Here is an 18,374-nt window from a genome sequence, read left to right as displayed (position 1 = left end):
GATGTGTTGGCGCAGTCAGAAGCCGCTGACGGGGCACGAGGCGCTAGAGAATTGCTCAGCGATCCGCCCGGTTACAGTGCTTTTGTTCCCAGGTCTTCGGCAAAGCGCAGCAGGTAACCGTCGGGGTCGAGCAGCAAACAGTTGCGCTCACCGAACAGCACGTCGTTGCTGCGGTACCAGCGCTCTTCAAGGGGTTTGCGCAATGTGTGCCCTGCGGTTTCGAAACGGGCGACCAGCCCCTGGACGTCGGGGCATTTGATCGACAGGTTCATGCCTCTTCCAAACGGCGCCTGCAGTGGCCCGACGCGCCAGGACGACTCTTCAAGGTCGTCCTGCTCCAGCATCAGCTGACTGCCGTGAAATGACAAAAACGCAAAGTGATGTTCAGGCCGTTGATACTCGATCCGAAAGCCAAGCACCTCGCAGTAAAAACGCAAGCTGCAGGCAAGGTCCGAGACAATCATCTCGGGAACCAGCCGATTCATCACCAACATGCAAAAACGTCCTTGTGCATAAGGGTAAACGCACCGCCTTTGAGCGTTACTCGGTGGGCGGCAGCAATTTGGCTTCCAGTTCGGCCACTTTGGCTTCGAGGCTTTCGAGACGGGCGCGGGTACGGGCCAGAACGACCATTTGACTGTCGAATTCCTCGCGGCTCACCAGATCCAGCTTGCTGAAGCCACTCTGCAGCAAGGCTTTGAACTGGCTTTCGATTTCAGTGCGCGGCAGCGCGGTCTCGCCGCTGAACAAACGGGAAGCCTGGCCACTCAGGGCATCGAGGAGGTCTTTGGGCGCGAGCATGGGTAAGGTCCTGAAAAACGGGTGGTGGCGAGTGTATCACGCAGGGCCGGGGCTCCCTCTGCAACGCCCTGCGCACGCTTTCGGGCATCCCGCTCTCAGGGCACGCACCGTTTACGTGCATAAAATCTCTACTCCATCCGGCAAAAAGCCATCAGCTATCAATAAGCACCTGTAATTACTGGCATTTCCAGACATGGCAAGGTTTCTGCTTAGTTGCCTGTGACTCAGGCACTGATGCAGTAGCTATCACTAAGGCAGTGCGGCAGGTGGTTCAGGGGAAGCTTTCGTCACCGACGACTGATACACGTTGAGCAACCTGAAGAAGGCTGACGATGCGTTACAAAGCCAGACACTGCGCTTAGACTTGAGCCGGGTTTGTTTTCCTGGGGCAAGTCCACCATTTCGGGAGAAGTTTCATGAAGCTAGTCACCGCCATTATCAAGCCGTTCAAGTTAGACGACGTGCGCGAATCGCTGTCTGAGATCGGCGTGCAGGGCATTACCGTTACTGAAGTCAAAGGCTTCGGCCGGCAGAAAGGTCACACCGAGCTGTATCGCGGCGCGGAATATGTGGTCGATTTTCTGCCAAAGGTGAAGATTGATGTCGCCATCGACGACAAAGATCTTGACCGGGTTATCGAGGCGATAACCAAGGCTGCCAACACCGGCAAGATCGGTGACGGCAAGATTTTTGTGGTCAATCTGGAACAGGCTATTCGCATCCGTACCGGCGAAACCGATACCGACGCAATCTAAGCCGCCATACCCCAACGCCCCAGGAGAAAACACTATGACTCTGCGTAAAATCGCAGGGCTCGGAGCCCTGCTGTCCGTCGTAATGCCTGGCCTGGCCATGGCGGCAGACGAAGTAGCTGCTCCAGTCCTCAATTCCGGCGACACCGCCTGGATGCTGACTGCAACGGCTTTGGTGCTGTTTATGACCATCCCCGGCCTGGCGCTGTTCTACGGCGGTATGGTGCGCTCCAAAAATATTCTTTCAGTCATGATGCAGTGCTTCGCCATCACCGGTCTGATCAGCATTCTGTGGGTCATTTATGGCTACAGCATCACGTTCGATACCACTGGCATGGAGCAGGGCGTCACTAACTTCAACTCGTTCATCGGCGGGTTTTCCAAAGCGTTCCTGGCGGGCGTGACACCGGCCAGCCTGACGTCATCGACCGCACTGTTCCCGGAAGCGGTGTTCATCACCTTCCAGATGACCTTTGCCATCATCACTCCGGCTCTGATCGTCGGCGCCTTTGCTGAGCGCATGAAGTTCTCGGCCATGCTGATTTTCATGGGCGTGTGGTTCACCCTGGTCTATGCACCCATTGCCCACATGGTGTGGAGCGGTAACGGCGGCCTGCTGTGGGACTGGGGCGTGCTCGATTTCGCAGGCGGTACCGTGGTGCATATCAACGCCGGTATTGCAGGCTTGGTTGCGTGCATCGTGCTCGGCAAACGCAAAGGCTACCCTAGCACCCCGATGGCTCCGCACAACCTGGGTTACACCCTGGTGGGCGCCGCGATGCTGTGGATCGGCTGGTTCGGCTTTAACGCAGGCTCGGCAGCAGCCGCCAACGGCACCGCCGGCATGGCGATGCTGGTCACTCAGATTGCAACCGCTGCAGCAGCGCTGGGCTGGATGTTTGCCGAGTGGGTCACCCATGGCAAGCCAAGCGCACTGGGGATCGCCTCGGGCGTGGTAGCCGGTCTGGTTGCCATCACCCCGGCTGCTGGTACCGTTGGCCCGATGGGCTCGATCGTGATTGGCTTGTCTGCGGGCGTGATCTGTTTCTTCTGCGCCACCAGCCTCAAGCGCAAACTGGGCTATGACGATTCGCTGGATGCGTTCGGCGTACACGGTATCGGCGGCATCGTCGGCGCCATTCTTACCGGTGTGTTCGCGGCTCCGGCACTGGGTGGTTTCGGCACCGTGACAGATATCGCCGCTCAAGTCTGGATTCAGTGCAAAGGCGTTGCCTTTACCGTGATCTACACCGCGATTGTGACCTTCGTCATTCTCAAAGTGCTGGATGCCGTGATGGGCCTGCGAGTGGCTGATGAGGAAGAGGCTGTTGGCCTGGACCTGGCACAGCACAACGAGCGGGGCTACAACCTGTAACCAGCGGTTAGAAAAAATACCCGGCTTGCCGGGTATTTTTTTGTCTGGAGTGTGGCGCGACTCACAGCAACCGGGTGACTTTTTCTGCTCCCATGTCCTGAGATCAGTTCGGCAATTATTTGTAGGATGATCACTTACATCAAAACTCGACTATTAGCTGCTTTGCTTTTTTTTCCATCGCGCTAGAATGCGCGCCGAAGGGCACAAAACTGTGTCCTGGCAAGACGAAGGCGAGGATGACCTCCAGACGCTTTCAAGGCCCCAGGGCCGGGCTGCCGGTTAATCCAGCCAACACCGCGGATCAACTGGCACCGGGCATACGGCAAGGTGTTTATTTGGGCGAGTGCCGCAATTGTTGCTGTGCTCGTAAAGTCCTCATCATTTTAATCAGTGACGAGGCGTGAGCTGAGGTTTACCCAAGGCTACTTTTTCACCGGCGGCGGTCGACATTTGTCGCATCTGGTCTATATAACTAATCTGCTTTAAGTAAGTCATGGGGTAGAACATGAGCGACGACGATCTGGAAAATGATGACCTCGAAGTAGGTGACGAGGACGAAACCGAGGAAGGCCTGGAAGCGGCAGCCGAAGACGTTGCAGACGACGATGGTGGCGATGATGTCCCGGTTCCTGCAGCCAAAGGCAAATCCAAGGCTGCAGTGTCGGTTGATGACCTGCCGAGTGTAGAAGCCAAAAACAAAGAGCGTGATGCTCTGGCCCGCGCCATGGAAGAGTTTTTGTCCAAAGGTGGCAAGGTGCAGGAAGTCGAGGCCAACGTGGTGGCAGACCCACCCAAGAAGCCTGACAACAAGTACGGCAGCCGTCCTATCTAAGGATTGGTTCTCGACTTGAAGAAAAAACCCGCCGTCGCTGCGGGTTTTTTTGTGGGTGGCATCCGGGCCTCGTCAGCGGCTACAAAAAGAGTTACGACACGCAGGGTTATAAGTGTTTCAACACGGCCGGCAACTCGCTCAAGCAGCCGATCTCGGCATCCGGCGCCTTGCCGCCCTCCCAATGCTTGCCACCCGGGTTGAACCAGATCGCGCGCATGCCCGCCTGCTGGGCTCCGGCAATATCATCACCCGGGTGATCGCCCACATGCACAGCCGCCGCAGGCGAGATATTGCCTCCACGCACCAATGCCTCGTGGAACAGGCGCGCATCCGGCTTGGCAATACCGATATCTTCGGCGCAAAGCACAAACTTGAAGTGATGCCCCAGGCCGATGCGCCGCACATCGGCGTTGCCATTGGTCACCACGCCCAAGTCGTAATCCAGGGCCAGTGCGATCAGTGCCGGCTCTGCCTGCGGGAAGAGCTGCAGCGCATGCCGAGCGTCGATGAAGACCTCAAATGCCTCGTCAGCCAGCGTTGCAGCATTCATGTAACCGGCGCCCTGCAGGGCATGAAATAACACCCGCCGGCGCAGTGCACTGATCCGGTGGCGCAATTGCGGCTCGTCGGTCAACACCTGCTGGCGTAGCGCCTGAAATGCCGAAGCATCCAGCGCGCCCACTTTTGGTGCATTGGCAATCAGCCATTCGCGCAACACGGTTTCAGCACTCACAATCACCGGCGCGGTATCCCACAGGGTGTCGTCGAGGTCGAAGGTAATCAACTCAATCGTCATTCACTGCCCTTACTGCGTTTGGCCCGGGGATGGGCGCTGTCATAGACCGTTGCCAGATGCTGAAAATCCAGATGGGTATAGATTTGAGTAGTTTTGATGTCGGCATGCCCGAGCAACTCTTGCACGGCGCGCAAGTCCTGAGAGGACTCCAGCAAATGGCTGGCAAATGAGTGACGCAACATGTGCGGATGCAGGTTTTGTCCCAATTCGCGCTCGCCGGCGGCCTTGACCCGCAACTGGATGGCACGCGGTCCAAGACGTCTGCCGCGCTGACTGACGAACACCGCATCATCCTCCGGGTTGGCCAGCGCCCGTAGCGCCAGCCACGCCTGCAACGCTTCACGGGCCTTTTTGCCCACCGGCAGCACGCGGGTCTTGCTGCCCTTGCCGAGTACTTCTACCAGACCGTCTGCCAGGTCGAGCTGATCCAGGTTGAGCCCGGTCAGTTCTGACAGGCGCAGCCCCGACGAATAAAAAAGCTCCAGGATGGCCTGATCGCGCAGTGCCAAAAAATCCTCTTCAACCGCGCCCTCAAGTAATTGCAGAGCGCGGTCGGTGTCGAGGGTTTTGGGCAGGCGACGCTCACCTTTAGGTGGCGCCAGGCCATTGGCCGGGTCGTGATCGCACAGGCCTTCGCGATTCAGATAGTGATACAGCCCGCGCACGGCCGACAACAAGCGGGCAATGCTGCGTGAAGACTGGCCTTGCTGATGCAGGCGCGACACCAACTGGCGCAGGCGCTGGATATCCAGCGCGGTCCAGGTGGCAATTGATTCTTTGCTGCAAAACGCCAGCACCTTGTTCAGGTCACGGCGGTAGGCTTCAAGTGTATGGGGCGACACCTGACGCTCACTGCGCAGGTGAGTGCAGTAAGCATCCAGTTGTCGCTCCATGACTAACGTACCGAACGCAGGGCGTTGGTAAAGCGCGGCAATACCCGGCCCAATACTTCAGCGATATAGCTCAGAAATAGCGTGCCTACCGAACTTTTGTAGTGCTGCGGATCGCGGCTGGCGATAGCCAGCACGCCATGCAACCCCAGATGATTGAGCGCCACCAGGGCGGTCGAACCAATCTGTTTGCGCTGTTCTTCGCCAAACAAGAAGTCCAGCTCGTGTTCGCGCAAGCTGCCACTGACAGCTTTGCCTTCAGTCAGCAGGCCGCCCAGGGCACGCTGAGCATCTGCGCTGCTGACCCAACGGCCAACGGGCATGGGGTTGTCGCCAAACAGCACCAGGCTGACGAAGGGCACCTGAAAGTCCTGACGCAAGCTGTCTTCGACTGCAATCACCAGCTCTTCAAGGCTGGTGGCATCCATCAACGCAAGGTTCAGCCGACGGGTTTTTTCGAACAGCCGGTCATTGTCGCGGGCGACGTCCATTAACTGCGACAAACGATGACGCATCTCGATATTACGGCCACGCAACAGCTCCAACTGACGCTCTACCAGCGAAATCGTATCGCCGCGCTGGTGAGGAATACGCAGCGAGAGCAGCAACTCCTCACGCTGGCTGAAGAAGTCCGGGTGGGCTTGCAGATAGGCTGCAACCGTCGCCGCCTCCGGGGTTTGAGCAGGCAGTTCGAGATCTGAAGTCTGTGGCTTGTCGGTCATCGTTTGCGCTCACTCATAAACGGACTTGTCCTTCGTAAACACGCATCGCCGGGCCGGTCATGATCACCGAATGGCCTGGTCCTGCCCACTCGATGGACAGGCGTCCGCCGGGCAAATCCAGAATCAACGGCGAGTCCATCCAGCCCTGACTGATCGCCGCTACGGCCGCGGCACAGGCACCGGTACCGCAGGCCTGGGTTTCCCCGGCACCACGCTCCCAGACCCGCAGTTGCCCGCGCTGGCGATCTATCACGTGCAAAAAGCCGACATTGACCCGCGCCGGAAAGCGCGGGTGATGTTCAATTTTTGGCCCCAGTTCATGCACCGGTGCAGCATTGATATCGTCGACGCGCAGCACCGCATGCGGGTTGCCCATCGAGACGGCTGCCACGTCAACACGCTGGCCGTCGACATCCAGTTCGTAGCTCAACGCCTGGGCGTCAGCAATGAACGGAATCTCTTCCGGGACCAGCCGCGGCGGGCCCATGTCGACACTGATCTGCCCATCGCTGCGCACATTCAGTTCGATGATGCCGCCTTTGGTTTCAACCTTGAACTGGCGCTTGGTGGTCAAACGCTTGTCGAGCACAAAGCGCGCGAAGCAGCGCGCACCGTTGCCGCACTGCTCAACTTCGGAGCCGTCGGCGTTGAAGATCCGATAGCGGAAGTCCACCTCCGGATTGCTGGGTGCTTCAACCAGCAACAGTTGATCGAAACCGACCCCCGTGTGCCGGTCACCCCATTGCTTGGCATGTTTGGGCAAAATATGCGCGTGCTGGCTGACCAGGTCGAGAACCATGAAGTCATTGCCCAGGCCGTGCATTTTAGTAAAACGCAGCAACATGGGATTACTCCGGCAGCAGGCTTTCGCCGGCAAACAACTCGGCTACAGTCTCGCGGCGGCGAACTTCAAACGCCTGATCACCATCCACCAGAATCTCGGCGGCGCGACCACGGGTGTTGTAGTTCGAGCTCATTACAAAACCATATGCGCCGGCTGAATGCACCGCCAGCAAATCACCCTCGGCCAACGCCAGCTGGCGATCTTTGGCCAGGAAGTCGCCGGTTTCGCAGATCGGCCCCACGATGTCGTAAGCACGGGCCTGAGTGTCACGCGGGCGAACCGCTGTCACGTCCATCCAGGCCTGGTACAGCGCCGGGCGAATCAGGTCGTTCATGGCCGCATCGACGATGGCAAAGTCTTTGTGCTCGGTGTGCTTGAGGTACTCAACCTGAGTCAAGAGCACGCCCGCGTTGGCCACAATGAACCGGCCCGGCTCAAATACCAGCGCCAGATCACGACCGTCGATGCGCTCGCGCACGGCCTTGATGTAATCACCGGCCAGCGGCGGCTCTTCATCGCGGTAACGCACGCCCAGGCCACCACCGAGGTCGATGTGACGCAGATAGATGCCGCAATCGCCCAGGCGATCAACCAGCGCCAGCAGGCGGTCGAGGGCATCGATGAAAGGTTCGAGGGTGGTCAGTTGCGAACCGATATGGCAATCGACACCCACCACTTCGAGGTTCGGCAACTGGGCGGCACGGATGTACACATCTTCGGCATCGGCAATGGCGATGCCGAACTTGTTTTCCTTGAGGCCCGTGGAGATATACGGGTGGGTGCCCGCATCGACGTCCGGGTTGACCCGCAGCGAAATCGGCGCACGAACGCCCAGCTCGGCGGCCACCACTTGCAGGCGCTCCAGCTCGTCGGTGGATTCGACGTTGAAACAGTGAACGCCCACTTCCAGGGCGCGACGCATGTCGTCGCGGGTCTTGCCGACACCGGAAAACACGATCTTGTCTGCCGAGCCGCCAGCGGCCAGTACACGCTCAAGCTCACCACGGGACACGATGTCGAAACCGGCGCCCAGACGCGCCAGGACATTGAGCACACCCAGGTTGGAGTTGGCCTTGACCGCGAAGCACACCAGGTGCGGCATGCCGTCCAGTGCATCGGCAAAAGCGTTGTATTGCGCCTCGATGTGCGCCCGGGAATAAACGTAGGTCGGAGTGCCAAAGCGCTCGGCAATGGCCGTCAGCGCAACACCTTCGGCGAACAGCTCGCCGTCCCGATAGTTAAAAGCGTCCATGGTGTTCCCTTATTGGTGCTTGTGCGCTTGCGATTGCGACGATTTCGCCTGGTCGGCGGGGTTTTGACTGTCATCGGGCAGATACAGCGGACCTTTTTGACCACAGGCAGAAACAAGGCAGGCGACCGCGACGAGCGCAGCAATAGAAGAGATCAGGCGCTTCATGGCGAAATCCTTTGAAAAGCATTAATTGCGCCCGAGTATACCGAGCACCTACCAGCTTGCCTATGCAGCAGACAGCTCGAGAAGAGGCGCCTGTGCGGATAATCAGTGGTCGCTGGCCGGGCACTGTCTTAGGGTTTGCAATCGGCCTGGAGCGCCCGTATCTTGCGAGTTCCGAGCATGACTAGACACTACGAGGTTCCACCATGAGTTTGACTGAAGCCCGTTTTCACGATCTGGTCGATGCAACCCAGGAAAATCTGGAAGAGATCTTCGACAACTGCGATCTGGATGTTGATCTGGAGAACTCGGCCGGGGTTCTTACGGTCAAGTTCGAGAATGGCAAAGCGCTGATTTTCAGCCGCCAGGCACCCCTGCTTCAACTCTGGCTCGCCGCTCCCGATGGCGGCTTTCACTTCGATTACGATGAAAAACTCAGCATGTGGAAATGCGATAAAAACGACGAATTGCTCAGCGAGATGGTTGAAAACCTGACCAAGGAACACGCTGGTGTTGAACTGGAATTTGATGAGATCTGATCGTGACCGCTGCTGCTAAACCCGCCAAACCCCTGTACAGCAATATCAGTCCGGCAGTGGCGTCGCCATGTATCAGCACTTGCCGGCTGGATGAACACAAAGTTTGTCTGGGCTGCTTTCGTCACGTTGAAGATATTCGCGAGTGGCGCTCGGCAGACGACCAGCGGCGCAGGGTAATTTGCGAACAGGCCCGGCAACGTCGCATGCCAGGCCACTGATCGCATAGTTGTCGCTGGCTTGTGTATTTATTTTGCTGTGGTAGTGTCGGGGTTCGCCTCGCACTAACGAGGTTCGTCAAAACCCCGCCATTTTCCGGCGGGGTTTTGCTTTTTTGTGCAGAAAAAAGGAGTCTGCCAGGTCATGAGCACCCCAACCCCACTCATCCTCACCCGCCTGGACGTTCAGCGTCTTGAGCAACTTATCGACAGCCTGCCGGAAACAACTCCCGGCATAGCTGCTTTGCAAGCTGAACTCGATCGCGCCGAAACCATCGTCGGCCACGAAGAAGTGCCTGCTGGTGTTGTGACCATGAACTCGCGTGTCCATTGCCGCGAAGAAAGCAGTGGCAAGGACTACCGACTGACCCTGGTTTACCCCAAGGACGCCAACGCTGATGAAGGCAAGATCTCGATTCTGGCCCCCGTCGGCAGCGCTCTGCTGGGACTACAAGTGGGTCAGCACATAAACTGGCCGGCGCCGGGTGGCAAAACCCTCAAGCTCGAACTGCTCGAAGTGGAATACCAGCCAAAAGCCCCTGCCGACTTTAACGCTTAAGCATCCTGATACAACGTTGGGTGGCGCTAGGCCTGGCGGCGCTACCCCTGCTGCGTTACATCACGGCTGCTTGCTCAATACAGGCGAAGCGGCTCAGAAACCGATAACTGACACTCAGTTCTCGAGCCAGCGCCAGACGCTCATGGCAGGCCTGCTCGACCTGCCACTGCGAGCGATTGTCGAGCGACGCCAACAGGCACTCATCCCAGCCCCACTCTTTAGTCAGGCGCTCAAGCAACTGGCGCTGCCACGGCACACCCCGCTGAGCGGCGCTACCAGTAAGGTTGCAATTAACCTTCAGGTACAGACTGCGCCGCACCAGCTCCAGGCGGCGCAGGTCACCACAGGCTTTCAGGTAATGTTCGATGCGCCGATACACCACGACATAAGGGTCCAGCTCATCGAGATTCAACTGGTCGGCGTACACCGCTTGCTTGAACCCCAGGCTCAGGCAGTGCACTTGCGGGTGCTCGCTGGCATACACCTCAATCAGCAACAGTTTGAGCAGCGACTTGTAGGGCGAATCAATACCCTTGAACAATTGCCATAGCCCCGCGCCCAGAAATTCGCCGGACGGAATGTGCGCCAGGTGCCCCAGATCAATGACCTCGCCGGCACCTATCAAGCCTTTATTTAACAACGTACGGGCAAATTCGTCGTGCCGGGCTTCTTCATTGACCGGCACCCACCACCACAACGGCGTGCGCCCTGCTAGCCAGATGGCGGTGCGATAAAACTCATCGAGCAACAAATTGTGCTGCGTCGTGCAGCTATTGCCCGGGTACAGCTGAACATCACGTTCACCCCGGACAAATCGTTGCGCGTCGATCAAATAGAAGTGCGCTTCGCTGCCCTGGCTCGCCGCCCACAACTCCAGGCGGCGGCATTTAATGCGCAATGCCTGCAACGCAGGCTCGCCCAGATACGGATCATGACAAATCCAGACATCCATATCGCTTTGATCGGTTTGGGCCAGTGTGCCCAGGCTGCCCATCAAAAATAGCCCGTGAATGGACTGTGGCTGTTGTGAACAGGGCTTGAAAGAGAAATCGCCAACCAGATGCCGTGCAATGACGAGCGTGGATGCATCGGGCTCATAGCCTGACACTCCGGCGGGGGTGCAATCCGTCACATAGCCGGGCATCAAGGGATGGTTCACGTGAAAGAACAGTGGCAACAGGCTTAATAAAGACTGCTGACGAGGTGCCAGCCCCTCCATCGCACGTGCCAGCCGTCCTTGATTGACGGCCATGAATCGCCCATGCAATCGATTGAGAGTCTGTCGGTCGACTCCCTCATAGACGGCGTAATGCATTTCAGGATGGCGCGTCATTTCACACTCGAACCGGCTCGCCAGGTGAGAAAGAGGAGGGGGAGCACAAGAAGGGAGTTTACAGCCAGCCAGAAGAAAGGCTTAGGCGAATACGTTTATTGACGTCAGATTTTTTACGCGGGTTAGCAGTGTGCCCGCGGAATCATGAATTTTCCTGATCCCGAGGGCGCGGCGTGGCGTCAGGCAAGCTCTGCTATGGGTACGGCTACAAAAGGCTTGGTGGTCAGAATCGTCAACAGTGTTTGCACATTTTCAACTGCATCACGTCCCAGGCTCGTGAGGTAGCCACCATCAGGCTGAGTAATCAGATCTTTTTCATGAAGACGCTTGGCAGCGGCAACCAGCGTTTTATCCGCGGTTTGATGGACTTTCAAACCCTCCTGGGAACTGTCCAGACTAAATTGTGCGAGGACTTCCAGTTCGGCAACCAACTCAGGGGTAAACGACATAAGGACTCCAGACTATGCAGGAAAAGACGACTTCGGCTCTAAGGTGATCGCACTCTCGCTGGCTGTCCAGTGATAGTTCCCACCTTTATAAAGCAGCGTGTCGCACCTGCCCCGCGTCGACGCGCAGGCGAGGCTCTGGGAGTGTAGTCCGGGTCGCCATTTGCGCCCGGGCAAATCCAGTCTCTGCAAGAACCCACCTGCTCGCGCCTGCAATTATTTGGGGCATTCCGAGGGAAATGACTTTTCAGTTATATAAGCATTCTTAAATAGTATTTTTAAGAATATCCCCGCCTCACTACTATTGCCCTCACGCCAGCCATTCCATCTTTCAGGAGCACACCATGAGCGCATCTCTGCGTAGCGTTGACGGTCAGGACGAAGCCACCATTCTGCGGGAAATCCAGAGCGCGCTTCGAGACCTGCGCTTTGGTGCTGTGGAAATCACGGTGCATAACGCTCAAGTGGTTCAAATCGAACGTAAAGAGAAATTCCGTTTGCAGAACCCCGGTCAGAAAAACAACTGAATCGTTAGACGCGCACTCGCCTGAGTGCGTTTATAAAAACTAAAAATGTAAGCTTTGGAGCCTCACCTATGTCCCTACGCCGTTACGCTTTGGCCGCGCTGGCCAGTGCCATTTTTGCTGGCTCCGCTGTAGCCAAAGATTACGAACTGCTCAACGTTTCCTACGATCCGACCCGTGAGCTGTACCAGGATTACAACGCTGAATTCACCAATTTCTGGAAAGCCGCACATCCTGGCGACAACGTCAAAATCCAACAATCCCACGGTGGCTCGGGCAAACAGGCACGTGGCGTAATCGACGGCCTGCGCGCTGACGTCGTAACCCTGGCCCTGGCCGGTGACATCGACGAAATAGCCAAACTCAACAAGGGCTCGCTGCCGGAAAACTGGCAAACCCGCCTGCCGGACGCCAGCACCCCGTACACCTCGACCATCGTGTTTCTGGTGCGCAAGGGCAACCCTAAAGGGATCAAGGACTGGAACGACCTGACCAAAGACGGTGTTTCAGTGATTACCCCAAACCCTAAAACCAGCGGCGGCGCACGCTGGAACTTCCTGGCTGCCTACGCGTATGGCCTTAAAGCCAACGGTGGCGACGAGGAAAAAGCCAAGCAATACCTCAAAACACTGTTCAAGCACGTACCGGTTCTGGATACCGGCGCACGCGGCTCGACCATCACGTTCGTCAACAACGGTCAGGGTGACGTGCTGTTGGCGTGGGAAAACGAAGCCTTCCTGGCCCTGAAAGAAGACGGCGGCGCCGACAAATTCGATATCGTCGTACCGTCATTGTCGATTCTGGCCGAACCGCCAGTGGCCGTAGTCGACAAAAACGCAGACAAAAAAGGCAACGCCGAGATCGCCAAAGCGTACCTCGAGCACCTGTACAGCCCGGCGGGTCAAGAAATAGCCGCGAAGAACTTCTACCGTCCCCGTGACGAAAAAGTCGCGGCCAAATACGCAGCGCAGTTTCCGAAACTGGAACTTGTGACTATCGACAAAGACTTCGGCGGCTGGAAAACTGCGCAGCCGAAATTTTTCAATGACGGTGGCGTGTTCGACCAGATCTACCAGGCGCAATAACCTGTGGGAGCGGGGCATTTAGCCTCGCTGGAAAGCTAGAACATCAAGCCCGCAATTGGTTGCGGGCTTCGTGCGTTAACCAAGGACTTTTATGTCACGTCGTATCTCCCCCGTCATACCCGGCTTCGGGCTGACGCTGGGTTACACCTTGGTGTACCTCAGCCTCATCGTGCTTATTCCTCTGGCGGCGATGTTTGTACATGCCGCACAACTGACCTGGGACCAGTTCTGGGCCATCATCACTGCCCCAAGAGTACTGGCTGCACTGCAGCTGAGCTTTGGAACCGCCTTTTTTGCCGCCATTATCAACGGCGTGATCGGTACCGTACTGGCCTGGGTGCTGGTGCGTTATACCTTCCCCGGACGCAAGATCATCGATGCCATGATCGACCTGCCATTTGCCTTGCCGACCGCAGTGGCGGGCATTGCGCTGACCGCGCTATATGCCCCCAACGGCTGGATCGGCCAGTTCGCCGCTGACCTGGGCTTCAAAATCGCCTACACCCCGATGGGTATCACCCTGGCACTGACCTTCGTCACCCTGCCGTTTGTGGTCCGCACCGTGCAGCCCGTGCTGGCGGACATCCCGCGTGAAATCGAAGAAGCCGCCGCCTGCCTGGGCGCCAAGCCGCTGCAAGTGTTCCGCTACATTCTGGTGCCGGCCTTGTTGCCCGCCTGGTTGACCGGTTTCGCCCTGGCCTTCGCCCGCGGCGTCGGTGAGTACGGCTCGGTGATTTTCATCGCCGGCAACATGCCGTTCAAAACTGAAATCCTGCCGTTGCTGATCATGGTCAAGCTGGACCAATACGACTACACCGGCGCCACTGCCATTGGCGTGATGATGCTGGTGGTTTCCTTCGTTTTGCTGCTGGTGATCAACTTGATCCAGCGGCGCATCGAAAAACCGTGAAGGAGGCCTGACCATGTCCAACTCAACACTGAGCGCCTCATCCGTAGCCAACGCCGCCCGCCGTGGCAGCCCGCTGTCGCGACGCCTGCTGATCGGCTTCGGATGGCTGTTTTTCACCCTGTTCCTGTTGCTGCCACTGCTGATCGTGGTGTCCCAGGGTTTGAAAATGGGAGTCGGCACGTTCCTCGACGCCATCCTCGAACCCGACGCCCTGTCAGCCCTCAAGCTGACCATCATTGCCGTGGTGATTTCGGTACCGCTGAACGTGGTATTCGGCGTCAGCGCGGCCTGGTGCGTGAGCAAATACAGCTTCCGCGGCAAAAGCATTCTGGTCACCCTGATTGACCTGCCGTTCTCGGTATCGCCGGTCATCGCCGGTCTGGTCTACGTGCTGATGTTCGGCGCCCAGGGCTTCTTCGGCCCATGGCTGCAAGACCACGACATCCAGATCGTCTTCGCGCTGCCCGGTATCGTGCTGGCGACCATCTTCGTCACCGTGCCCTTCGTGGCCCGTGAGCTGATCCCGCTGATGCAGGAGCAGGGCACTCAAGAGGAAGAAGCCGCACGCCTGCTGGGCGCCAATGGCTGGCAGATGTTCTGGCACGTGACCGTGCCCAATATCAAATGGGGCCTGATCTACGGTGTGGTGCTGTGTACTGCACGGGCGATGGGCGAGTTTGGCGCGGTGTCGGTGGTATCCGGGCACATTCGCGGGGTGACCAACACCCTGCCGCTGCACGTCGAGATCCTCTACAACGAGTACAACCACGTTGCCGCCTTCGCTGTGGCCACCCTGTTGCTGATCCTGGCGCTCTTCATCCTGCTGCTCAAGCAGTGGAGCGAATCCCGTATTAACCGCCTGCGCGCCAGCGCCGCGGAGGAATAAACCATGTCGATCGAAGTCCGTAACGTCAGCAAGAACTTCAATGCCTTCAAGGCCCTGAACAGCATCAATCTGGACATCCACAGCGGCGAACTGGTGGCCTTGCTCGGCCCTTCCGGCTGCGGCAAAACCACCTTGCTGCGCATCATCGCCGGCCTGGAAACCCCGGACGAAGGCAGCATCGTGTTCCACGGTGAAGATGTCTCCGGCCACGATGTCCGCGATCGCAACGTCGGTTTCGTGTTCCAGCATTACGCCTTGTTCCGCCACATGACGGTGTTCGACAACGTCGCCTTCGGCCTGCGCATGAAGCCGAAAAAAGAACGCCCGAGCGAAACCCGCATCGCCGAAAAAGTCCACGAACTGCTGAACATGGTGCAACTGGACTGGTTGTCCGACCGTTACCCGGAGCAGTTGTCCGGCGGTCAGCGCCAGCGTATCGCCCTGGCCCGCGCCCTGGCGGTGGAACCCAAGGTACTGTTGCTGGACGAACCGTTCGGCGCGCTTGATGCCAAGGTCCGTAAAGAGCTGCGCCGCTGGTTGGCGCGCCTGCACGAAGACATCAACCTGACTTCGGTATTCGTGACCCACGACCAGGAAGAAGCGATGGAAGTCGCCGACCGTATCGTGGTCATGAACAAGGGCGTGATCGAACAGATCGGCTCACCGGGCGAAGTTTACGAAAACCCGGCCAGCGACTTCGTTTACCACTTCCTGGGCGACTCCAACCGTCTGCACATCGGTGAAGACCAGCACCTGCTGTTCCGTCCGCACGAAGTGTCGCTGTCGCGTCACGAACTCGAAGACCATCATGGCGCCGAGGTACGCGACATTCGCCCGTTGGGTGCGACCACCCGGGTGACGTTGAAGGTTGAGGGGCAAAGCGAGCTGATCGAAGTTGAAGTGGTCAAGGACCACGACAGCCTGACCGATCTGGCCCGTGGCCAGACGTTGTTCTTCAAGCCCAAAGTATGGCAGAAGGGCTAACCACCAACACCCGCAGGAGCGAGCTTGCTCGCTCCTGCGGGTTTTTTATTGCGGTTTTTTCAGCTTAGGATTCGGAAAAAACTGTACCGCCTGAACCTTGGGGTCCGGGGCTTTTTTCAGGGCTGAAACATTCACCCGCGTACCCAATTCCTTGGGCACCGACAGGCCTTGTTCATTCAACGTGTCCGAGTAACCGCAGGCCACGCATTCGCGGTGCGGCACTTCATCTTCGTTCCACATCATCAACTTGTCAGGCTCGCTGCACGCCGGGCAGACAGCCCCGGCGATAAAGCGTTTTTTGGTCACGTTCACCGGTGCATCACTCATGCTGCCGCGTCCTCGGTCAGACCGCTGTGACGCAGCAACGCGTCAATCGAAGGCTCACGGCCACGGAAGTCCTTGAACAACTCCATCGGTGCCAGCGAACCGCCCCGGGCCAGAATGGCCTGACGGAAAGCCTTGCCGGTGTGCGGGTTGAACACGCCTTCTTCTTCAAAGCGCGAGAACGCATCCGCCGACAACACTTCAGCCCATTTGTAGCTGTAATAACCCGCCGCGTAACCGCCGGCAAAGATATGCGCGAAGCTGTTCGGGAAGCGGTTGTAGGCCGGTGGACGCATGACCGAGACCTCGTCGCGGATGCCGTCCAGCACCTGCGCCACGCTGCGGCCATCGCCGTGGGTGGCGTGCAGTTCGAAGTCGAACAGCGAGAATTCCAGCTGGCGAACCATCATCAGCCCGGACTGGAAGTTCTTGGCCGCGAGCATCTTGTCCAGCAGGTCCTTGGGCAGGGCTTCACCGGTTTCGTAGTGACCGGAAATCAGCGCCAGGCCTTCAGGCTCCCAGCACCAGTTCTCCATGAACTGGCTCGGCAGCTCGACCGCATCCCATGCCACGCCGTTGATGCCGGATACGCCCGCATGTTCGATCTCGGTCAGCATGTGGTGCAGGCCGTGGCCGAACTCGTGGAACAGGGTGGTGACTTCATCGTGGGTCAGCAGCGCAGGCTTGCCCGCAACTGCCGGGGTGAAGTTGCACACCAGATTGGCTACCGGGTTTTGCAGGGTGCCGGCAGCGGTGCGGCGACGATCACGGGCGCCGTCCATCCATGCGCCGCCACGCTTGTTGGCGCGGGCATAGAGGTCAAAGAAGAAACGCCCGATGTGCTGGCCGTTTTCCTTGATTTCGAACAGGCGAACGTCCGGGTGCCAGGTGTCAAAACCCTTGATTTCAGCGATTTCGATGCCGTACAGCTTCTGCACAATGGCAAACAGGCCGCCCAGTACCTTGTCGATCGGGAAGTAAACCCGCAGCGCTTCCTGGGACACGCTGTAACGTTGCTCACGCAACTTCTCGCCAAAGAACCCGCTGTCCCAGCTTTTCAGCTCCGGGCAGCCCTGCTCGGCAGCGTAGGCTTGCAGCTGCTCCAGATCGCGGGCAGCAAAAGGTTTGCTGCGCTTGGCAAGGTCGCGCAGGAAGGTCAGTACCTGATCCGGGGTTTCAGCCATTTTGGTGGCCAGGCTCAGTTCGGCAAAGCTGGCAAAACCCAGGAGCCCGGCCAGTTCCTGACGCAGGTCGAGGATTTCTTCCATCACCGGACCGTTGTCGAACTTGCCGGCATTCGGGCCCTGGTCCGAGGCGCGGGTGCAGTACGCGGCGTAAACTTCTTCGCGCAGGGCGCGGTCTTCGGCGTAGGTCATGACCGGGAAGTAGCTCGGGAACTCCAGGCTGATCAGCCAGCCATCAAGGCCTTTGGCCTGTGCGGCTGCCGCCATTTGCGCCTTGGCCGACTCAGTCAGGCCCGCCAGTGCAGCTTCGTCGGTGATGTGTTTGGTCCAGGCCTGGGTCGCATCCAGCAGCTGGTTGGAAAACTTGCTGCCAAGTTCCGACAGCTTGCTCTGCACTTCGGCGTAGCGCTTTTGCTCGGCTGGCGGCAGATCAATGCCCGACAGACGGAAATCACGCAGCGAGTGCTCGAGAATGGTTTTTTGTGCCTGATCAAAATCGGCGACTTGCGGGCTATGGGCCAGGGCTTCGAAGGCTTGGAACAGCTCGCGGTTCTGGCCCATCTCGGTCGAATAGGCGCTCAATGCAGGCAAGCAGGCCTCGTAGGCTTCGCGCAGCTCGGCACTGTTGCACACCGCATTCAGGTGGCTGACCGGGCTCCAGGCGGCGCCCAGCCTGTCGTTCAACTCATCCATCGCCAATACCAGGCCGGCCCAGGTAGGCTTCTGCCCCTGGTCGGCGAGGATTTTTTTAATGCCGGCGCGGTTGTCGGCGAGGATCTGCTCGATGGCCGGCTGTACGTGCTCAGGACGGATCGCCGAGAACGGCGGCAGGTCGTAGGGCTGCAAAAGAGGGTTGTTCTCGCTCACGTTAAGCACCTTAGCTGGGGAAACATCGAGCCATCTTAATTACAATCGCCGCACGGCGCAGCAATCAGCCCCGCTATCACTGCTAAAGAAGG

General features: G+C 58.3%; 22 protein-coding genes and 1 pseudogene. 11 read left to right on the top strand and 12 right to left on the bottom strand.

Translation table 11 applies throughout. The features are described from left to right. Window positions 1-71 precede the first annotated feature (71 nt). Entirely contained in the window at window positions 72-494 is a 423-nt protein-coding gene (locus AOC04_RS20545; RefSeq protein WP_060696401.1) for a bleomycin resistance protein, read from the bottom strand. 46 nt (window positions 495-540) lie between these two features. After that, window positions 541-801 carry an accessory factor UbiK family protein gene (locus AOC04_RS20540; protein WP_060696400.1) on the bottom strand — a complete coding sequence of 87 codons (261 nt, stop codon included), beginning with the start codon at window positions 799-801 and terminating at the stop codon, window positions 541-543. A gap of 416 nt (window positions 802-1,217) precedes the next feature. Here AOC04_RS20540 and glnK point away from each other — a divergent pair, with 416 nt between their 5' ends. From glnK to sutA, 3 genes are all read left to right on the top strand, one after another. Continuing rightward, entirely contained in the window at window positions 1,218-1,556 is a 339-nt protein-coding gene (gene glnK / locus AOC04_RS20535; protein WP_002555808.1) for a P-II family nitrogen regulator, read from the top strand. 34 nt (window positions 1,557-1,590) lie between these two features. Further along, window positions 1,591-2,928: an ammonium transporter gene (locus tag AOC04_RS20530; protein ID WP_060696399.1), complete on the top strand. Its 1,338-nt coding sequence runs from the start codon at window positions 1,591-1,593 to the stop codon at window positions 2,926-2,928. A gap of 505 nt (window positions 2,929-3,433) precedes the next feature. After that, window positions 3,434-3,760: a transcriptional regulator SutA gene (gene sutA, locus AOC04_RS20525; protein ID WP_060696398.1), complete on the top strand. Its 327-nt coding sequence runs from the start codon at window positions 3,434-3,436 to the stop codon at window positions 3,758-3,760. Window positions 3,761-3,866: 106 nt separating this feature from the next. Here sutA and AOC04_RS20520 read toward each other — a convergent pair whose 3' ends face one another. From AOC04_RS20520 to lptM, 6 genes are read right to left on the bottom strand one after another with little or no spacing between them, the layout of a single operon-like run. Further along, entirely contained in the window at window positions 3,867-4,556 is a 690-nt protein-coding gene (locus AOC04_RS20520) for an HAD family hydrolase (RefSeq protein ID WP_060696397.1), read from the bottom strand. Next, on the bottom strand, window positions 4,553-5,449 hold the full coding sequence (gene xerC, locus AOC04_RS20515; RefSeq protein ID WP_060696396.1) for a tyrosine recombinase XerC: 897 nt from the start codon (window positions 5,447-5,449) through the stop codon (window positions 4,553-4,555). Before xerC ends, AOC04_RS20520 begins: the two co-directional genes overlap by 4 nt. Window positions 5,450-5,451: 2 nt before the next feature. Further along, complete coding sequence (locus tag AOC04_RS20510) at window positions 5,452-6,168, bottom strand: DUF484 family protein (protein WP_060696395.1); 717 nt, start codon at window positions 6,166-6,168, stop codon at window positions 5,452-5,454. A gap of 13 nt (window positions 6,169-6,181) precedes the next feature. Beyond that, window positions 6,182-7,012: a diaminopimelate epimerase gene (dapF, locus tag AOC04_RS20505; RefSeq protein WP_060696394.1), complete on the bottom strand. Its 831-nt coding sequence runs from the start codon at window positions 7,010-7,012 to the stop codon at window positions 6,182-6,184. A 4-nt stretch (window positions 7,013-7,016) separates the two neighbouring features. Next, window positions 7,017-8,264: a diaminopimelate decarboxylase gene (gene lysA / locus AOC04_RS20500; RefSeq protein WP_060696393.1), complete on the bottom strand. Its 1,248-nt coding sequence runs from the start codon at window positions 8,262-8,264 to the stop codon at window positions 7,017-7,019. A gap of 9 nt (window positions 8,265-8,273) precedes the next feature. Beyond that, window positions 8,274-8,429: an LPS translocon maturation chaperone LptM gene (gene lptM, locus AOC04_RS23660; RefSeq protein ID WP_073509938.1), complete on the bottom strand. Its 156-nt coding sequence runs from the start codon at window positions 8,427-8,429 to the stop codon at window positions 8,274-8,276. 203 nt (window positions 8,430-8,632) lie between these two features. Here lptM and cyaY point away from each other — a divergent pair, with 203 nt between their 5' ends. The 3 genes from cyaY to rnk all read left to right on the top strand — a co-directional run bounded on the left by cyaY (window position 8,633) and on the right by rnk (window position 9,739). Beyond that, window positions 8,633-8,965 carry an iron donor protein CyaY gene (gene cyaY / locus AOC04_RS20495; RefSeq protein ID WP_060696392.1) on the top strand — a complete coding sequence of 111 codons (333 nt, stop codon included), beginning with the start codon at window positions 8,633-8,635 and terminating at the stop codon, window positions 8,963-8,965. 2 nt (window positions 8,966-8,967) lie between these two features. Continuing rightward, a complete protein-coding gene (locus AOC04_RS23655; protein ID WP_073514892.1) occupies window positions 8,968-9,183 on the top strand; it encodes a DUF1289 domain-containing protein in 216 nt (71 codons plus the stop codon). Window positions 9,184-9,325: 142 nt separating this feature from the next. Continuing rightward, window positions 9,326-9,739 (top strand): nucleoside diphosphate kinase regulator, encoded by a 414-nt coding sequence (gene rnk / locus AOC04_RS20490; RefSeq protein WP_060696391.1) that lies wholly within the window; start codon window positions 9,326-9,328, stop codon window positions 9,737-9,739. 67 nt (window positions 9,740-9,806) lie between these two features. Here the strand turns inward: rnk and AOC04_RS20485 are convergent. Next, window positions 9,807-11,072, bottom strand: a pseudogene (locus AOC04_RS20485) (class I adenylate cyclase); the annotation flags it as partial. 179 nt (window positions 11,073-11,251) lie between these two features. Continuing rightward, complete coding sequence (locus tag AOC04_RS20480) at window positions 11,252-11,521, bottom strand: TIGR02647 family protein (protein ID WP_060696390.1); 270 nt, start codon at window positions 11,519-11,521, stop codon at window positions 11,252-11,254. Window positions 11,522-11,862: 341 nt separating this feature from the next. Here AOC04_RS20480 and oscA point away from each other — a divergent pair, with 341 nt between their 5' ends. From oscA to AOC04_RS20455, 5 genes are all read left to right on the top strand, one after another. After that, window positions 11,863-12,045, top strand: coding sequence for a sulfur starvation response protein OscA (gene oscA / locus AOC04_RS20475; RefSeq protein WP_055104802.1), 183 nt, complete (start codon window positions 11,863-11,865; stop codon window positions 12,043-12,045). Window positions 12,046-12,113: 68 nt separating this feature from the next. After that, the gene (locus AOC04_RS20470; protein ID WP_060696389.1) at window positions 12,114-13,127 is read left to right on the top strand and encodes a sulfate ABC transporter substrate-binding protein; all 1,014 of its coding nucleotides are present in this window, start codon (window positions 12,114-12,116) and stop codon (window positions 13,125-13,127) included. Window positions 13,128-13,218: 91 nt separating this feature from the next. Then, window positions 13,219-14,037, top strand: a complete 819-nt coding sequence (gene cysT / locus AOC04_RS20465) for a sulfate ABC transporter permease subunit CysT (protein WP_060696388.1) — start codon at window positions 13,219-13,221, stop codon at window positions 14,035-14,037. Between the two features lie 13 nt (window positions 14,038-14,050). After that, complete coding sequence (gene cysW / locus AOC04_RS20460; protein ID WP_060696387.1) at window positions 14,051-14,923, top strand: sulfate ABC transporter permease subunit CysW; 873 nt, start codon at window positions 14,051-14,053, stop codon at window positions 14,921-14,923. Between the two features lie 3 nt (window positions 14,924-14,926). Then, complete coding sequence (locus tag AOC04_RS20455) at window positions 14,927-15,907, top strand: sulfate/molybdate ABC transporter ATP-binding protein (RefSeq protein WP_060696386.1); 981 nt, start codon at window positions 14,927-14,929, stop codon at window positions 15,905-15,907. A gap of 45 nt (window positions 15,908-15,952) precedes the next feature. Here the strand turns inward: AOC04_RS20455 and AOC04_RS20450 are convergent, their stop codons facing one another. Both AOC04_RS20450 and prlC read right to left on the bottom strand, forming a co-directional pair. Continuing rightward, window positions 15,953-16,234 (bottom strand): YheV family putative zinc ribbon protein, encoded by a 282-nt coding sequence (locus AOC04_RS20450; protein WP_060696385.1) that lies wholly within the window; start codon window positions 16,232-16,234, stop codon window positions 15,953-15,955. Beyond that, the gene (prlC, locus tag AOC04_RS20445) at window positions 16,231-18,282 is read right to left on the bottom strand and encodes an oligopeptidase A (RefSeq protein ID WP_060696384.1); all 2,052 of its coding nucleotides are present in this window, start codon (window positions 18,280-18,282) and stop codon (window positions 16,231-16,233) included. Before prlC ends, AOC04_RS20450 begins: the two co-directional genes overlap by 4 nt. Window positions 18,283-18,374 lie beyond the last annotated feature (92 nt).

Origin of the sequence: Pseudomonas versuta, from assembly GCF_001294575.1 — a bacterium.
GTDB lineage: Bacteria > Pseudomonadota > Gammaproteobacteria > Pseudomonadales > Pseudomonadaceae > Aquipseudomonas > Aquipseudomonas versuta.
Note: the sequence above shows the minus strand (reverse complement) of the source record. Positions and strands in the feature narration are given on the sequence as shown.

Excerpts from the sequence above, each read along its gene's own strand:
- glnK (WP_002555808.1), top strand. The coding sequence starts at position 1,218 with ATGAAGCTAGTCACCGCCATTATCAAGCCGTTCAAGTTAGACGACGTG.
- AOC04_RS20455 (WP_060696386.1), top strand. The coding sequence starts at position 14,927 with ATGTCGATCGAAGTCCGTAACGTCAGCAAGAACTTCAATGCCTTCAAG.
- lysA (WP_060696393.1), bottom strand. The coding sequence starts at position 8,264 with ATGGACGCTTTTAACTATCGGGACGGCGAGCTGTTCGCCGAAGGTGTT.
- AOC04_RS20540 (WP_060696400.1), bottom strand. The coding sequence starts at position 801 with ATGCTCGCGCCCAAAGACCTCCTCGATGCCCTGAGTGGCCAGGCTTCC.
- cyaY (WP_060696392.1), top strand. The coding sequence starts at position 8,633 with ATGAGTTTGACTGAAGCCCGTTTTCACGATCTGGTCGATGCAACCCAG.
- rnk (WP_060696391.1), top strand. The coding sequence starts at position 9,326 with ATGAGCACCCCAACCCCACTCATCCTCACCCGCCTGGACGTTCAGCGT.
- AOC04_RS20545 (WP_060696401.1), bottom strand. The coding sequence starts at position 494 with ATGTTGGTGATGAATCGGCTGGTTCCCGAGATGATTGTCTCGGACCTT.
- cysT (WP_060696388.1), top strand. The coding sequence starts at position 13,219 with ATGTCACGTCGTATCTCCCCCGTCATACCCGGCTTCGGGCTGACGCTG.
- AOC04_RS20480 (WP_060696390.1), bottom strand. The coding sequence starts at position 11,521 with ATGTCGTTTACCCCTGAGTTGGTTGCCGAACTGGAAGTCCTCGCACAA.
- dapF (WP_060696394.1), bottom strand. The coding sequence starts at position 7,012 with ATGTTGCTGCGTTTTACTAAAATGCACGGCCTGGGCAATGACTTCATG.
- cysW (WP_060696387.1), top strand. The coding sequence starts at position 14,051 with ATGTCCAACTCAACACTGAGCGCCTCATCCGTAGCCAACGCCGCCCGC.
- xerC (WP_060696396.1), bottom strand. The coding sequence starts at position 5,449 with ATGGAGCGACAACTGGATGCTTACTGCACTCACCTGCGCAGTGAGCGT.
- lptM (WP_073509938.1), bottom strand. The coding sequence starts at position 8,429 with ATGAAGCGCCTGATCTCTTCTATTGCTGCGCTCGTCGCGGTCGCCTGC.
- sutA (WP_060696398.1), top strand. The coding sequence starts at position 3,434 with ATGAGCGACGACGATCTGGAAAATGATGACCTCGAAGTAGGTGACGAG.
- AOC04_RS20450 (WP_060696385.1), bottom strand. The coding sequence starts at position 16,234 with ATGAGTGATGCACCGGTGAACGTGACCAAAAAACGCTTTATCGCCGGG.
- AOC04_RS20530 (WP_060696399.1), top strand. The coding sequence starts at position 1,591 with ATGACTCTGCGTAAAATCGCAGGGCTCGGAGCCCTGCTGTCCGTCGTA.
- AOC04_RS20510 (WP_060696395.1), bottom strand. The coding sequence starts at position 6,168 with ATGACCGACAAGCCACAGACTTCAGATCTCGAACTGCCTGCTCAAACC.
- AOC04_RS20470 (WP_060696389.1), top strand. The coding sequence starts at position 12,114 with ATGTCCCTACGCCGTTACGCTTTGGCCGCGCTGGCCAGTGCCATTTTT.
- AOC04_RS20520 (WP_060696397.1), bottom strand. The coding sequence starts at position 4,556 with ATGACGATTGAGTTGATTACCTTCGACCTCGACGACACCCTGTGGGAT.
- oscA (WP_055104802.1), top strand. The coding sequence starts at position 11,863 with ATGAGCGCATCTCTGCGTAGCGTTGACGGTCAGGACGAAGCCACCATT.